This window comes from Streptomyces sp. NPDC034085 (genome assembly GCF_055575555.1).
On the sequence record NZ_JBVISL010000003.1, the window covers coordinates 438,233 to 453,533 of the forward strand.

General features: G+C 72.4%; 13 protein-coding genes and 1 pseudogene. 4 read left to right on the forward strand and 10 right to left on the reverse strand.

Annotated elements, in window-relative coordinates; translation table 11 throughout:
- Positions 1-49: 49 nt before the first annotated feature.
- From ACZ501_RS12340 to ACZ501_RS12355, 4 genes are all read right to left on the reverse strand, one after another.
- A complete protein-coding gene (locus ACZ501_RS12340) occupies positions 50-241 on the reverse strand; it encodes a hypothetical protein (RefSeq protein ID WP_361606902.1) in 192 nt (63 codons plus the stop codon).
- A gap of 34 nt (positions 242-275) precedes the next feature.
- On the reverse strand, positions 276-488 hold the full coding sequence (locus ACZ501_RS12345; protein WP_362464271.1) for a hypothetical protein: 213 nt from the start codon (positions 486-488) through the stop codon (positions 276-278).
- 46 nt (positions 489-534) lie between these two features.
- On the reverse strand, positions 535-1,575 hold the full coding sequence (locus ACZ501_RS12350; RefSeq protein ID WP_362464269.1) for a radical SAM protein: 1,041 nt from the start codon (positions 1,573-1,575) through the stop codon (positions 535-537).
- 65 nt (positions 1,576-1,640) lie between these two features.
- Entirely contained in the window at positions 1,641-2,690 is a 1,050-nt protein-coding gene (locus ACZ501_RS12355) for an aKG-HExxH-type peptide beta-hydroxylase (protein WP_361606911.1), read from the reverse strand.
- A 418-nt stretch (positions 2,691-3,108) separates the two neighbouring features.
- Between ACZ501_RS12355 and ACZ501_RS12360 the strand changes: the two genes are divergently transcribed.
- A complete protein-coding gene (locus ACZ501_RS12360) occupies positions 3,109-4,380 on the forward strand; it encodes an MFS transporter (RefSeq protein WP_362464263.1) in 1,272 nt (423 codons plus the stop codon).
- A 126-nt stretch (positions 4,381-4,506) separates the two neighbouring features.
- On the forward strand, positions 4,507-5,688 hold the full coding sequence (locus tag ACZ501_RS12365) for an MFS transporter (RefSeq protein ID WP_361606916.1): 1,182 nt from the start codon (positions 4,507-4,509) through the stop codon (positions 5,686-5,688).
- Positions 5,689-5,694: 6 nt separating this feature from the next.
- On the opposite strand, the gene ACZ501_RS12370 is transcribed toward ACZ501_RS12365, so the two are convergent.
- From ACZ501_RS12370 to ACZ501_RS12380, 3 genes are read right to left on the reverse strand one after another with little or no spacing between them, the layout of a single operon-like run.
- The gene (locus tag ACZ501_RS12370) at positions 5,695-6,516 is read right to left on the reverse strand and encodes an amino acid ABC transporter ATP-binding protein (protein ID WP_361606919.1); all 822 of its coding nucleotides are present in this window, start codon (positions 6,514-6,516) and stop codon (positions 5,695-5,697) included.
- A gap of 7 nt (positions 6,517-6,523) precedes the next feature.
- On the reverse strand, positions 6,524-7,324 hold the full coding sequence (locus tag ACZ501_RS12375; protein ID WP_361606922.1) for an amino acid ABC transporter permease: 801 nt from the start codon (positions 7,322-7,324) through the stop codon (positions 6,524-6,526).
- Positions 7,321-8,109, reverse strand: coding sequence for an ABC transporter substrate-binding protein (locus tag ACZ501_RS12380; protein ID WP_468795490.1), 789 nt, complete (start codon positions 8,107-8,109; stop codon positions 7,321-7,323). Before ACZ501_RS12380 ends, ACZ501_RS12375 begins: the two co-directional genes overlap by 4 nt.
- A gap of 741 nt (positions 8,110-8,850) precedes the next feature.
- Here ACZ501_RS12380 and ACZ501_RS12385 point away from each other — a divergent pair.
- Positions 8,851-9,522 (forward strand): transcriptional regulator, encoded by a 672-nt coding sequence (locus ACZ501_RS12385; RefSeq protein WP_361606925.1) that lies wholly within the window; start codon positions 8,851-8,853, stop codon positions 9,520-9,522.
- Between the two features lie 90 nt (positions 9,523-9,612).
- On the opposite strand, the gene ACZ501_RS12390 is transcribed toward ACZ501_RS12385, so the two are convergent.
- Both ACZ501_RS12390 and ACZ501_RS12395 read right to left on the reverse strand, forming a co-directional pair.
- Positions 9,613-11,043, reverse strand: a complete 1,431-nt coding sequence (locus ACZ501_RS12390; protein WP_468794611.1) for a nucleobase:cation symporter-2 family protein — start codon at positions 11,041-11,043, stop codon at positions 9,613-9,615.
- A 635-nt stretch (positions 11,044-11,678) separates the two neighbouring features.
- Positions 11,679-12,341 carry a DUF4360 domain-containing protein gene (locus ACZ501_RS12395; RefSeq protein WP_468794614.1) on the reverse strand — a complete coding sequence of 221 codons (663 nt, stop codon included), beginning with the start codon at positions 12,339-12,341 and terminating at the stop codon, positions 11,679-11,681.
- Positions 12,342-12,586: 245 nt separating this feature from the next.
- On the opposite strand from ACZ501_RS12395, the gene ACZ501_RS12400 reads away from it, so the two are divergent.
- A complete protein-coding gene (locus ACZ501_RS12400; RefSeq protein WP_361609751.1) occupies positions 12,587-13,531 on the forward strand; it encodes a nucleoside hydrolase in 945 nt (314 codons plus the stop codon).
- 202 nt (positions 13,532-13,733) lie between these two features.
- On the opposite strand, the pseudogene ACZ501_RS12405 reads toward ACZ501_RS12400, so the two are convergent.
- Positions 13,734-14,450, reverse strand: a pseudogene (locus ACZ501_RS12405) (IclR family transcriptional regulator domain-containing protein); the annotation flags it as partial.
- Between the last annotated feature and the right edge of the window lie 851 nt (positions 14,451-15,301).

A 15,301-nucleotide genomic window follows, 5' to 3' on the forward strand; every position in this document is an offset into this window, starting at 1 on the left:
CCGGACCGCCGTCCGGGTGCCGGTCGGGCCGGCACGGGTCGTTCCCGCGTCAGTGCTGCTCGTCCGCCTCCGGCTCCGGCGCCGCCTCGGACACGTCCGGGCGCTTGGCCTTCATCGAAGGCAGCAGGGCGTACTGCGCACCCGTGCGTACTTCGGGCTGCACGACCTCGACGGCGGGGCCTTCGCCGGTCGCGCCGGCCGCTGCCATGAGGTGCTCCAGGTCCGTCTTCTTCTTCGTCATCACTTCACCTCCCTTCGTGGGGGCGACGGGTCGGCTACGCGGTGGAGACCAGTCCCCCTTCGAGGAGCTGTCCCATCGCCGACTCGAACGCCTCCTGGAGTTCCGGTTCACCGATCCGGCCCTTGTTGAGCTCCTTGAACGAGGCGTAGATCTGTGGACCGGACGATCCGTCGCACAGCTCGACGACCACCCATGCCACGGGGTTCAGGTAGTGGATCGCGGGCTTGTACGGGGTGTAGGCGAGCATGCAGTTCCACTCGGGGACGGGCCGGAACCGGGCGGTAGGGCTCTGCTCATAGCAGTCGGCTCGTTGCCGGTACGGCGGGTCGGACACGCCGGTCTTCGAGGTCGTCGGGGAGCTGAGAGACATCGATCCCTCCGTTGGTCGTGGTGCAGAACGGGTCGGGGGCGTCCCAGCGGCCGGTGAAGGCGAAGGCGGTCGACCTGCATCCGCCGGACGAGCCCTGCGTCTCCTCGCAGGATCCGCAGCCTCCGTCCACGTGGCCGGCGCGGTTGCGCACGTAGGCGGGGTCGTTCCAGGTGTCCAGCCAGCCCACCTCGCGGACGTTGCCGTAGTCGGCGTAGTCCCGCAGGTAGGCGCAGCCGACGGAACGGCCGGTGGCGTCCACTCCGGCGTTCTGCCAGCAGCAGTTGCCGTCCTTGGGATGCCAGGAGGTCATCAGGTGCACGGTGTCGGGCACCCGCAGCGCGTCCAGTGCCGCCGTCTGCTCGTCCAGCCGCAGTGCCAGGTCCTTCCACTGGGTACGGGCCCGGCCCAGCGGGTACAGGCGCAGGACGCCGACGCGGGGGACGCCGAGCCGGGCGGCCAGCTCCAGTACGTCCTGGAGTTCGTGCACGTTGCGCCGCGTCATGATGATCAGCAGGGAGACGGGAAGTCCGGCCGCCCGGGCGTTCTCCAGCCCCTGGAGGGTCCTGTCGAAACTGCCGGGTACCCGGACGTGCCAGTCGTGGGTGGGCGCGGTGGCTCCGAGGACGTCCACGTAGACCTCGCCGATCCCGATCTCCTTCAGCCGGGCCGCCGTCTCGGGGGTCAGGAGCGTCGCGTTGGTGCGCAGACGCGTCATCACGTGCGGGGTGAGGTCCGCGAGGAGGTCGAGGGCGTCCGGCCGGTTGAGGGGTTCGCCCCCTTCCACGAACACTTCGATGACCCCGGACTCGGCCATCTCCCGGATGAGCGACGCGTACTCGCTCCGCTGCATCTCGGTGCTGCGGGGCCGGTCTTCGCAGTCGCCGTAGCACTGGCGGCATTTCAGGTTGCACGACTGCGTGACCTGCAGCCAGCTCTTGAGGGGCTCGTTGAGTACCAGGTCCATGGGTCTCCGTCCTGATCGGCACCGTGCGGCACCTGCGCTGGGGGTTGCGGCCCGACGCGACGGCGTCAGGGGTGGGCGTGGGGGGTCCGGCCGGGCCGGTCGTGGTGCACCTGGGTCAGCCACCGCAGGAAGGTCCTGCCGGCCGGGCCGAGGCATTCCCCGGCGTGCCGGGCGACCTTGTCGAGGAGGCTGGTGGCGCGCAGCGCGGACGTCACGGCGGATTCCCGGACCTGCGGGCCGCCGGAGTCGAGGGCGCGCTGCTCGAACCACGCGGTGAGGTGGACGTAGACGTGGGCGGCCGCGAGTGCCCGGTCGACGGGCCACCGTGGGACCGCGGAGTCCTTGTGCCACTCCGGCGCCACGGTGGGCGCCGTGTCCGTGTCGTAGTCGGGAGCGAAGATCGACCGGGTGGCCTGGAGGTCGTAGAGGCGCAGGTGCGTGAACTCGTGGACCAGTGCCTCGGCCAGCCGCTCGGGGGTGCGCATGCAGCGGACGGCGACGAACGCCGCGCCGGGGATCTCCCGGGTGGACGCGCTGTCGAAGGCGTCCGGGCCGTCGACCGCGACGATGTAACGGCCGTGCCGCAGCAGTCCGTTGCAGAGGTCCGGGGCGGTGGCGAGCATCAGGTCCACGGCCGCCCGCACCGTCCCGGCGGTTTCGGCGGTGCAGCCGGCCAGGGTGTCGGCGCCTTCGCCCGCGCTGAGGTGGCGGCGGAAGAGCCCGTCGAACTCCCGGTGGGCGGGGGCGGGAAGGGCGGGGTCCGTCAGGAGGTGCACCCGATGGCCGGGCAGTTCGACCGCCTGCCCGATTCCGGCTTCCTCCTCCTCCGCCGCGAGCGACGGGCCGGCGCGTCTCCTCTGCGCGAGCGCGGCCAATTCCGCTTTACAGGCGGGTGTATCACGCAGGGTGCGCAGCGCCCGGTCGAGGCCGTGCCGGACGGTGGGTTCCAGAGCGGTTTCCGCGGGGATCCTGCGTTCGTCCGGGCCGGTCGGCCATTCATCGGGAGCAATGCAGTCGAGGAGGAAATCATAGGTCTCGTATAAGCGGCCGATGATGTCGTCCGATACGGCGAAAACGGGATGGCGGGCGAGGGTCACGAGGGCAGGCTCTTGCATACAGTGGTCCCTGTCGAGGAACATCCGTCGCTCGGTGGGCAATTCCGGCTCGGTTCGCGAGGCGAGCTCAGTTCGCGGTACGAGCCCATTGCGTCGTTCGGGGGCGCGGCGGACGGGATGGTGTCAACAAGACTGTCGGCAAAGTCGTGGGCGCCGAATTCGCAACCGGCGTTTCAGCGACTCGTCGACCGTGCCACGGATCGGGAAGGCGCGTCAACCGCCACAGGCAGCCGATTCCAAGCAATAGGGCGGCTGACAAAAGGAGTTGGCAATTTTCCGGCAGGGCGCGAATGGTCCGCCGTGCACGGGGCAGGCGGCGGTGGAAGTGTGGTTGCTCCAGCCCCTGTGGCGCACCCGCTCCTCCGGGTGGGTCCGGGTGCGCGCCGCGCCGTCCCACCGACGAAGGAAACCGCTGCCCATGGCATTCGCCGGCTCCCCTTCCCGTCAGGCCGACGGGGCCCGAACGCCGGCCCTGCGCCGGCTCGTCACCGCCAACGCGCTCAGCGCGGTGGGGGACGGCGCGCGGTTCGCAGCGCTTCCCCTGCTGGCGGCCTGGAGCACCGGCGAGGTGGTCTGGGTGGCGGTCGTCGCCGCGGCGGGGCGGGCGGCCTGGCTGCTCGCACCCGTCATCGGGGCCCTGGTGGACCGGATGCCCGGGCGCCGTTCGATGGTCGGCGCGGACCTGGCGCGCTGCGCGCTGCTGCTCCTGCTGTTCGCCCTCGTGGCGGCGGGGCGGACGCCGGTGGCGGCGCTGGTGCTGCTGGCGTTCGCCTCGGGCGTGGCCGAGGTGTTCTTCGACTGCGCCGCGCAGGCCGTCGTTCCGGCACTGGCCGCGGACCACGAGCTGGAGCGGACGAACGCCCGGGTCATCGCCGCGCAGATCACCGGAACCGGCTTCGTCGGGCCGCCGCTCGGGGCCGCGCTGTGGGCGGTGTGGCACCCGTTGGCGTTCCTGCTGGACGGCCTGACGTTCCTGGCGTCGGCCATGCTGCTGACGGGCCTGCCGGCGCGGGCCGCGCCCGGCGGGGAGGGGGCCGGTGAGCGGGGCCCGCGCAGCCTGCTGCGCGCCACCTGGGCCGGACTGCGGTTCCTGGGGCGGGACGGGGTCCTGCGCCGGCTCATGGTGGTGGTCGCGGTGCTGGGCGTGGGCCAGCAGGCGGTCTACGCGGTGCTCGTCGTGTACGTGGAGCGCAGGCTCGGGCTGCCGGCCTACGGCTACGGCCTGATGCTGGCGGCGGCCGCGGTCGGCAGTCTCGCCGGAGCGGGCGCGGCGGCGCGGACCGCGCGGTGGCTGGGGCCCGGGCGGAGCCTTTCGGTGTCGGTGGCGGTGTCGGCGCTGAGCTACCTGGTCGTCGCCGTACTGCCCTGGTGGCCGCTGGTCGCGCTCATGCTGGCCCTCAACAGTGCCGCGGTGGTGCTGTGGAACGTGTGCACCGTCTCCCTGCGCCAACGCCTCGCGCCGCCGCGGATGCTGGGCCGCGTCACCAGCGGCTACCGCCTCGCCGCCTGGGGGGCCATGCCGGTCGGCGCGGCGGCGGGCGGGGCCCTGGCCCAGCACACCGGGCTCGACGCGCCCTGGGCACTGGCCGGCCTGCTCCTCCTGGCCTGCCTCCCCCTCCTGCCGGCCGTACCGTCCACGGCGTCGGGACCGCGGGAGCCGCACCCCGCCCCCGGCCCGCCCTCCGGGTGACGGGACCGGCCGCCGAGCCGCCGGCGGCGCGCCCGGGGCGCTGCCCGGCGGTGCCCCGGCCGGGTGGAGCAGCGGTCGGCGCGGCGGTCGGTTCCCCGTCGGGTGATGCCGGTTACCGTCGGCGCCATGGACCGGATGCGCCGGGGCTGGCGGCAGTGCGTGCTCGGCGGGGCGGTGTTCGCCGTGTGCATGGCGGGCACCACCCTGCCCACCCCCCTCTACGGCCTCTACCAGCAGAAGTTCGGCTTCTCCGAGCTGATCGTGACCGTGGTGTACGCCGTGTACGCCTTCGGGGTCATCGGGGTCCTGCTGCTCGCGGGGAACGCCTCGGACGCGGTGGGCAGGCGGCCGGTGCTGCTGGCGGGGCTGGGCTTCGCGGCGGCGAGCGCCGTCTGCTTCCTGTGCGCCACCGGGCTGGGCTGGCTGTACGCGGGGCGGCTGCTGTCGGGGTTGTCGGCCGGCCTGTTCACGGGGGCGGCCACGGCGTACGTGATCGAGTCGGCGCCGCCGGGCGGGGGCGGCCGGGCGACGTTCGTGGCGACGGCCGCGAACATGGGCGGCCTGGGCTGCGGCCCGCTGCTGGCGGGGCTGCTGTCGCAGTACGCGCCCCGGCCGCTGTTCCTGCCCTTCGCCGTGCACCTGGCCCTGGTGGCCGTGTCGGCCGCCGTCATGCTGGGGCTCGGGGAGACCGTACGCGGCCGGCGGCCGCTGTCCACCGTACGGCCGCAGCGGCCGGGACTGCCGCCGCCGGTGCGGCCGGTGTTCGGGCCGGCGGCGATCGCGGCGTTCGTGGGGTTCGCGCTGTTCGGGGTGTTCACCTCGGTCAGCCCGGCGTTCCTCTCCGAGTCACTGGGCGTGCACGACCGGGCCGTGAGCGGGCTCGTCGTCGCCCTGGCCTTCTTCGCGTCCACCGCCGGGCAGCTGATGGTGGGCCGGGCCGGCGCGCGGCGGTCGCTGCCGCTGGGCTGCGCGGGCCTGCTCGCCGGTCTCGCGCTGCTCGCGGGCGCGCTGTACTGGGACCTGCTGGTGCTGGTGGTGCTGAGCGCGCTCGTCGGCGGGGTCGGTCAGGGGCTGGCCTTCCGCGGGGCGTTGTCCGTGGTGGCGCAGGCGTCACCGGCCGACCGGCGTGCCGCGGTGATCTCGACGCTGTTCGTGGTGGCGTACACGGGCATCTCGGTTCCGGTGATCGGGGTGGGGGTGCTGGTGGAACCGATGGGGCTGGAGGGCGCGGGGCTGGTGTTCATCGCCTGTATGGCGGTCCTGGTCGCGGCCGCCGGGGCCTACCTGCTGCGCGGGGCGCGCAGGTGATCCGGGTCAGGCCGGCGGCGGGGTCTCGTCGTCGGCCGGTGCCTCGACCGCGGCCGGGTCCAGGACGCGGTTGAGGAAGTTGCGGGTGCGTTCGTGCCGCGGACGGGTGACGACCTCCTCCGCAGGGCCCTGCTCCACGATCACCCCGCCGTCCATGAACACGACCCGGTCCGCGACCTCCCGGGCGAAGCTCATCTCGTGGGTGACGACCATCATCGTCATCCCCTCCCCCGCCAGGACGCGCATCACCGACAGCACCTCGCCGACGAGTTCCGGGTCGAGCGCGGAGGTCGGCTCGTCGAAGAGCATCACCTCGGGGCCCATGGACAGCGCCCGGGCGATCGCCACCCGCTGCTGCTGGCCGCCGGACAGCTGGGCCGGGTAGGCGTCCGCCTTCGCCGCGAGGCCGACCCGTTCGAGGTTGTGGCGGGCGACGGCGGCGGCCTTCTCCTTGTCCGTGCCGAGGACCCGCCGCTGCGGGAGGGTGAGGTTCCCGGTGACGCTGATGTGCGGGAAGAGGTTGAACTGCTGGAAGACCATGCCGATGCGCCGGCGTGCCGCGTCGATGTCGACGTCGGGGTCGGTGAGTTCCGTACCGCCGACGAAGACCCGGCCCCCGTCCGGCTCCTCCAGCAGGTTCACGCAGCGCAGCAGGGTGGACTTGCCCGAGCCGGAGGGGCCGATGACGCACACCACCTCGCCGCGTCCGACGTCCAGGTCGATGCCCCGCAGGACGTGGTTGTCGCCGAAGGACTTGTGCAGTCCCCTGATCTCGATCTCCGGGCGGTCGGTGCCCGTCGGGCCGCTCGTCGCGGTGGTGTGTGGCATCGGTTCCTCACGTGGCCTTGTCGGCGCGGGCCTCGAGCCGGCGCACCACGAAGCTCAGCGGCACGGTCACGAGGAGGTAGCACAGGCCCGCGACGAGGATGGGGGTGGAGTTCGCCGTCTCGCTCGCGAGGTCCCGGCCGAACTTCGTCAGTTCCCGCTCGTCGAGCGTCACGCCCAGGAACAGCACCAGCGAGGAGTCCTTGAAGAGGAGGACCAGTTCGTTGGTGAGCGGCGGGATGACGATGCGGAACGCCTGGGGGATGATCACCGACACCATGGCGCGGCCGTGCGAGAAGCCCAGCGAGCGGGCCGCCTCCATCTGTCCCCTGGGTACGGCCTGGATGCCGGCGCGGATCGTCTCGGCCATGTAGGCGGCGGCGACCAGGCCGAGGCCGAGTGCGACCTTGCCGTAGGTGCCGCCGGGGATGGCGGTCCCGGGAAAGGCCAGGGGGACCGCCACGCCGACGAAGATGAAGATCAGCAGGGCGGGAAGGCCCCGGAACAGTTCGATGTAGACGCCGGCGACCCAGCGGTAGGGGGCCACCGAGGACAGCCTCATCATGGCGATGACCAGACCGAGGACCAGGCCGAACAGGAACCCGGAGAGGGTGTACACCACCGTGTTCCGCAGGGCGATGGTGATGATCTTCGGGAAGAGCCTGAGGGCCAGGTCCGTCTGCGCGAACTGGTTCTGCAGCCGGTCCCAGTCGGCGAACACGCCGATCAGGACCAGCACGGCGACGAAGACCGCGTACTGGACTCCCTGCCAGACGCGGCGCCGCTGCCGCCGGGTCAGCCGTGAGGTCACGACGTCGCCTGGGGCAGCGGGCCGATCCACTGTTCGTAGATCTTCTTGTAGGTGCCGTCGGCCTTGGCGTCGGTGACCGCCTTGTCGATCGCGGCGAGGAGGGCGGTGTTGCCCTTCTTCACGGAGAACCCGTACTTCTCACCCGTCTCGATGTTCTGCCCGAGGACGAACTCCGAGGCGTTGGCGGAGTCCTTGAGCCAGCCCTGCACGACCGGGTAGTCGATGACGACCGCGTCCACCTGTCCGGTGCGCAGCCCGTTGAGCACCGCGTCCGAGCTCTCGAAGGCGACGGGGTCGAAGCCCTGTGCCTTGGCGTAGCTCTCGCCGGTGGTCTCGGCCTGCGCGCCCAGCTTCTTCGCCTTCGCCTTGACGTCGGCGAGCGAGGTGATGCCGCTCTTCTTCGTCGCCAGCAGCGCCTGGGTGGCGTCGAAGTAGGGGACGGAGAAGTCGACGTTCTTCTTGCGCTCGTCGGTGATCGTCATACCGGCGGCGGCGAGGTCGCACTGGCCCGAGTTGAGGAAGGCCCCCGTCTTGAAGTTCTCGAACGGCGTGTCGAGGATCTTCTGTTCGACGTCGAGCTTCTGGGCGACGAGGTCGATCAGGGCCACGTCGAAGCCGACGACCTTGCCGTTCTGCTCGAACTGGAACGGCGGGTAGGGCAGGTGGGTGCAGGTGGTCAGCTTGCCCTTCTCGACGACGCGTACGCCGCCTGCCGCCTCCCCGGGTCCGCTGTCGCCGCCGGAGGAGCAGCCGGCGGCGAGGAACAGGCCCGCGGCGGCGGCCATGCCGGCCGCGGCGCGCAGGCGCCGGCGGGTGGGGTGGTGGTGACCGCCGACGCGGTGAGTGCGGTGTCCTTCGGCCGTCCGGTACACGGTTGACCTCCACGGTGCGGGGGGAGCGGCGATCGCGGGAGGAGACCGCCGTCGTGATCGTAAGCCCCGGCGGCGCGCCGGGAAGGGACCACGGGCAGTGCGGCGCGAAGCGTCCCACCGCCCCGGACCGCGGGTGGAAGAAGCCCTCCCCCGCCGTGGCCCGGGGGCCGACTCCGGCGCGTGGCGGGAACAACGCGCTGGTGAGGGGCCTGCCGCACCGCTGTGAACCGGCGGCCGGGGGACGCCTGCGCGCGCGGGGACCGGGGCGAGCCGGCGCGGACTTCGCCTGTGCCGCCACCCCAGAACGAAACGACCGGCCTTCGACCACGGGTCGAGCGCGGGCCGCAGCCCCGACCCTCGGGTTCCGCGCCGCCTTCCGGCCGCCGAGGGGAACCCGGAGTTGAGATTCCGGTTCACCCGCGGCGAGAAACTTGCAGGCGTTGATCACTCGGCCAATTACCCCTTCACGCCTTTAAATTGAAGGGGCAAAAACGATTCTCACCTTCCGAACATCTGTTACTGTGCCCGCGCTTGGTGTTCATTCATCATTCCGTTTCCCCTCGGGCGCAGGGCGTTCGAGGGTTGTCGCGAGGTGGCGTGTACGTGTACAGCACTCCGTTTTCCCCCGCCCAGGCCAGATCCGCGCGCGCCCGCATGGGCTTGAGCACGGCTCAGGTGGCCGCCGCCATGGCGGCCTGCGGGAGCCCGGTCCATCCCGCCCTGGTCGCGGCATGGGAGCAGGGCTCCCATGTCCCTTCCGACCAGCACCTCTTCGCCCTGGCCGACGTACTGTGGTGCGATGCGGCCACCCTGATGGGCACGGTGCCGAGGACCCTCACCGAGTTCCGGCTGGCCCGGCGGCTCAGCGTGGAACGCCTGGCGTACCGGCTGGGCATGGACCCGTCGGACTACCTCGCCGCGGAGGCGACCGGGCAGTGGTACGGGGACTCCTGGCAGACGAGGGTCCTGGTGGACGCCCTGGGCCTGTCGCTGCGCGCACTGACCACGATCACCGGCCGCGACGGTGAGCTGGAGGAGCACCTGCGGTCGGCGGTGGCCGGGCGGTGGAAGGCACATGTCGACCCCGTGGTGGAGATCGTCGCCGTGGACGCGACGAGCGTGGGCGACGCGCTGCACACCATGCACGCGGAGCTCTCCGCCTTCTCCGAGCGGTACATGGGGCACCTGGTCGCCCGCAACGACGACGCCCGGCTGAAGGAGATCGCGGCGGAGCGGTCCGCCTACCTGCGGCGGCTGGTGGACCACTTCTGGGACCTGATCGGCGAGCAGGGCGATGCGGCCCCCCACCTTCCGGCGGGCGGCTGACGCGGGGCCGCGGGCACCCCGGGCGGGCCGGGCGGGGCACGGGTGCCCCGCCCGGCCCGCCGGGCGTTCAGGAGGTCGGCCGGGCGGCGGTCAGCGGGCCGCCGCCGCGACCTCCGGGCCGGGCGGACCGCCGTCCTCGATGTCGTCCCAGTCGATCTCCATCGTGCTGCGACTGGTGAAGACGTTGAAGGCCAGGTTCAGGACGATGGCGGTGAGGGCCCCCAGCGTGATCCCGCTGTCGAGGAGGGCACGGACGTCGTCCGGCATGCGCTCGAAGAAGGGCTTGACGGTGGCCGGCAGCAGCGCCGCGCCGAGGCTGACGGCGAGGATCAGCGTGTTGCGCTCCTCCCGCAGGTCGGCCTTGCCCAGGATCTGGATGCCGACGGCCGCGACGATGCCGAACATGGACACCGCCGCCCCGCCGAGCACCGCGTGGGGAACCGAGGCGACCAGGCTGCCGGCCTTGGGCAGCAGCCCGAGCGCGATCATGAACACGCCGGCCGCGACGACGACGTAGCGGCTCATGACCCTCGACATCCGGACGATGCCGATGTTCTCGGCGAAGGCCACGTACGGGAAGGAGTTGAGGACGCCGCCGAGGACGGTCGCCATGCCGTCGGCGCGCAGGGCGCGCGCGACCGTGTCGGCGTCGACCCTCTTGCGGGTGATCTCCCCGATGGCGTACACGTCGCCGGTGGTCTCCACCATGGTGATCAGCATGACGACGAGCATCGCGGCGATCGGCAGCAGTTCGAAGCGCGGCATGCCGTAGTGGAAGGGCGTGGTGACGCCGATCCAGTCGGCCTGTCCCACGGCGCCGAAGTCCACGTCCCCGAAGAGCCAGGCGACGGCGGTGCCGGCCACGAGTCCGAGCAGGACGGCGAGGCTGCTGAGGAACGGCTTGCCGACGCGGACCAGGGCGAGGATGAAGAGCAGGGTGCCCAGCGCGTACGCGAGGTTCTTCGCGGAACCGTAGGCGGGCGTGCCGATGAGGTGGGCGCCGCCGGCCGCGTCCTGCAGGGCCACGGGGATGAGGGTGATGCCGATGATGGTGAGGATCGTGCCGATGACGACCGGCGGGAAGTACTTCACCAGCTTGCTGAAGAGCGGGGCGAAGGCGAAGGTCGCGATGCCGGCCGTGATCACCGCTCCGTAGACGACGAGCAGGCCGGCGGTTCCGCCGCCGGCGCCGAGGCCGATGGCGATCATGGGTGAGACCGCGGTGAAGGTGACGCCCTGGACGAGGGGGAGCCTGGCGCCGGCCTTCCAGACGCCGAGCGCCTGGATGATCGAGGCTATGCCGCAGGTCAGGAGGTCCGCGTTGATGAGGTGGACCAGTTCTTGGCGGGTGAGTCCGAGGGCGTTGCCGAGGAGGACGGGGACGATCACCGCCGCCGCGTAGAACGCGAGCACGTGCTGGAAGCCGTACAGGGCGAGCTGGGGGAAGGGGAGAAGTTCGTCGACGGGGTGTATGCCCTGTCGCGAGGACTGCCGGGAGGAGTGTCTGGTGGCTCTTGCCATCTCTGCCTTGCCTTCGCGAGGTAGGTGAATGAGAAGACCGCCGCCCTCGGGCCCTGGGTGGCAGGGCGGGGGCAGGCCGGCTCGCACGGAGCCGACGCCGGGCGGTGTTGCCGACAGCACGTCGCTCTGTATGCAATGGGTCCTGGATTGGCAGGACGTCCTTCGATCGCCATCCGGATCCCTGACGGAGCATGGGATCCGAAGGGGCCTTGACCGGAAGGCGCTCACCATAGCCAAAGGCATGGTTTCCTCGCGAGTAACCGGAGCTTCCGTTTCCTTAAGGCGACCTGCGCGGCGAGGGGCCCGGAATCGTCGGCCGGCTCCCCGGCCGGCGCGGCGGGGGTCTCGGGCTCCTCCAGGTCCTGCAGGCCGGGGAACCGGTAGGGGTCGAGCGCCCACTGCGGCGTCCGCGGGGAAAGTCCGTACGCCGGTGCGGTGTTCTTCGTGCTCATCGAACCTCCCGGAGATCGGTCATCACTGAACGTCATGACTCCTCACTCTCCGCGCCTGGTTGCCGGTCGGGGACATTCCCACCCGAACGACCCCTATGGCATCTCTTCACACCAGGCCGGGACATACGGCAGGGGCCGTGGCGGGAACTGCCCCGGCCACGGCCCCTCGGTGTCCGGCCGGTGTCAGCGCCGCTGCGGGCACGTCTTCCAGGAGAAGTGGTAGACGGTGTTGAGGCTGCCGTCGGTGGAGTCCATGGTGAGGAAGCTGGTGGTGGTCGCCGTGTCGGAGGAGCCGGCCTGGGTGAGCAGCTCGGTGTTGATGTTCAGGTTCCGCTTGGCGCCGCAGGGGTGGAAGACCAGGGCCTCGACGGGCACCGTGTCCGACACCTGCCAGTTGCCCTGGGCGGGGCCGCGGAGGGTGTGGCTGCGGTAGGCCGTCTGGGACATCCCCTGGAAGTAGTAGGCGGCCTTCTGGGTGGCGCTCGCGCCGCGCGCGAGGCTGGCGAAGCCCCGGTAGTCGGCCTTGGCGATGGCGTAGGTGTAGCCCTGGGGAACGTTCACGTTCAGGCCGAGCTGGCAGTTCTTGCGGAAGTCGGTCGCCTTGGCGTCTTTGCCGACCTGGGCGAGGTACTCGCTGTACGTCACCGTGAAGGCCGTGTTGTCCGGGGAGACGGCGACGGTGGCGGTGCCGGGGCGACAGCCGGACCCGTTGACCTGGACCACGTCGATGGTGATCCGGCCGGGGGGTGCGGGGGCCGGGGCGGAGGTCGCGGCGCCGGCGGAGGGCGCGAGGGCGGCAGCGGCGAGCGCGGCGGCCGCGCCGGCAGTGAACACCGTTCTGAGCATGGGGAGTCCTTCCGATCGCTGCTGTGCGTGATCGGCTCGAACCGTTCCACACTCCCCGCGCGGGCACGGCCGTCGCCGTCCCCGCCACCCCGGAAGGCCCCCCGTCCGGGGTAATCCGCGCGGCCGCCACCCGCGCCCCCACGGGCGAAGTCCGCCACCGCGCCGTGTTGTGGCCGGGAAGAGGCGGCCGCCGAAGCCCTCCGGCGGCAGACTGGACGCTCCGCCCCCAGGAGGAGGAGCAGCGCGTGCCCGTCCCGATCATCATCGACTGCGACCCCGGACACGACGACGCCCTGGCGATCATGCTGGGGGCGGGGGATCCCGCCGTCGACCTGCTCGCCGTCACCACCGTCGCCGGCAACCAGACACTGGAGAAGACCACCCTCAACGCCCGCCGGGTCCTGACCCTCGCCGGCGTGACGGACGTGCCCGTCGCCGCCGGCTGTGACCGGCCGCTGCTCCAGCCCCTGGCCGTCGCCGCCGACGTGCACGGCGAATCCGGGCTGGACGGACCCCGGTTCCCGCCGCCCACGGTGGACCTGGCGCCCGAGCATGCGGTGGACCTCATCCACCGGATCCTCATGGAACACCCCGAACCGGTCACCCTGGTGCCCACCGCCCCGCTGACCAACATCGCCGTGCTGCTCACCCGCCACCCCGAGTGCGCCGCCCGCATCCGCGAGATCGTCCTGATGGGAGGCTCGGTGGGGCCGGGCAACCGCACGCCGGCGGCCGAGTTCAACGTGTACACCGACCCGGAGGCCGCCGCCGTCGTCTTCGGCAGCGGCGTGCCGGTGACCATGTGCGGGCTCGACGTCACCCACCAGGCGCCGGCCACCCCCGAGGTCCTGGCCCGCTTCGCGGCCCTCGGCACCGAACTGGGCACCGTCTGCGTGGAACTGCTCACCTACTACGCCTCCGCGTACCGCCGGCTGTGGGGCATGCCCCATCCGCCGCTGCACGACCCGGTGGCGGTGGCCCGGGTCATCGACCCGGCGATCGTCGGCTGCGTCGACGCCAACGTCGTGGTGGAGCTCCAGGGCCGCTACACCCGCGGGGCCACCGTCGTGGACCTCTACGACTACGTGGGCCGCCCCGTGAACGCCCGGGTCGCCACCACCCTCGACACCGGGCTGTTCTGGGACCGCATGGTCGGCGCCGTGGCCCGCCTCGGCTCCCGCGGTGCCTGAGCCGCCGCGTCGCCGTACCGGTGCACCGCGCCGGAGGCCGGCCCCGTCGCCGGGGCCGGCCGTTCTAGACGGTGGTGGAGAGGAACGGGCTGTGCAGCCCGGGCGCCGTCGCCGCTCCGGACGCCGCGGCCCCCGGACGCCGGGGTCCCCGGGCGGCCGGATCGCCGTGCGGCGGGGCCTGGGAGGGCTGGTCACTGCCGGCGACGATCAGTGCGAGTAAGACCGCGGCGGCCTCGCTCTGCAGGATCCGGGCGGCCTGGCGCAGCCGGCCGGCGTCGGGGACGGGAATGGACAGGGCCACGCATTCCGCGTTCGGTCCCGAGGTGATCGGCACCGCCGCGCACACCGTCCCGAGGGCGTATTCCTGGAAGTCGAGCAGCGGTGCGTTGGGCCTGCGGGTGTCGAGCTGGTGGAAGAGGGCCTCCCGGGTGGCGAGGGTGTGGGGGGTGAACCGGGACATCCGGTGGCGGTCCAGATGGTCCTCGCGGTCGCCGTGGTCGAGCTGGGTGAGCAGGGCCTTGCCGACGGCGGAGGCGTGGGCGGCCGCTCTGAAGTCGACCCACTCCTCCACGACCGGTGTGCCCGGCCCGTCGGCGTACTGGGTGATGGACACCTCGCCGTCGGTGTAGCGGGCCACGTACACGGCGGCGCCGACCGCGTCCCGCACCCAGGCGAGGGTTTCCCCGAGGTGTCCGCGGCCTTCGCCGTTCGCCGCGTCGGCCAGCAGCAGGGCGTCGCCGGCGATGTAGGCGTCCGGTCCGGTGGGGGCGGCCAGACTGGCCCGGACGAGCTGTTCCACGGCCCGGGCGAGCACCAGTTGCGGCAGTTTCGTCTCGCGGGCGATCTGGGTGAGGCTCACACCGCCGGAGTACCGGTTGACGACCTCCAGGACGCGCAGCGCCTGGTGTACGGATTCCAGCGCGGCGGGTGCCGGCGGCCCCGCGGGGTTCGTGCGGGCGGCGTGCGCCGGCTGCGGCTGCCTGAGCGCTTCGAACGCCCACGTGTTCGCCTCGTCCGTCAGGTACAGGGGGTTGAGGCGCGCGTGGTGGGCGACGGCCGCGGCGACCGGCGGGCCGGGGGTGAACACGTCCCCCAGGTCCGGGTGTTCCCTGCCGGGGTCCGCCGCCACGGCCTGGCGCAGCCGTGCCGGCAGCCGGTAGGGCGGCCGCGCGGCCCGGCCGGGCCCGGTGGTGAGGGAGGTGAGGTCCTGGGTGGTGATGGGCGGGGAGGCCCAGATCACGGAGGCGGTCAGGGCCTCTTCGAGGTCCTCCGGGATCTGCGGCAGGTGGGGCAGGTGCTCTTCGGCCGGCAGGGTGCGGGCCTGCTGCTTCCAGTGCCGGGCGGTACGGACCTCCGCGCGGGCGAGGTGGTGGAGGTAGAGGCACAGGGCGGCGGTGCGGGAGTCCGCGCCGGCCGCGTACTGGAACCAGAACCGGGCGCCCTCGCTCCGTTCGGTGAGGTGGAGGAGGCAGCCGAACAGCAGGGCGGAGTCCACACCGTGGGGCCAGGCTCCGGCGCGCAGGGCGAGTTCCGCGAAGTCCCGGCTCTCCACCAGGGACCAGGTGACGTCGTCCAGGGCGCGGGCCGCCCGGACGTGGCAGGCGGCGTCCAGCACGAGGTCGTCGTGCTCGGCCGGCGCGGCGTGTCCCCGGGCGGGCGGCTCCCACCCCGCGGCGCTGCCGATGGCCGAGCGGGAGCGGTCGGCCACGATCCGGCGGGCGATCCGGCGCCGGGCGGCGCCCTCGTCGTAGCCGGCGTACTCCTCTGCGA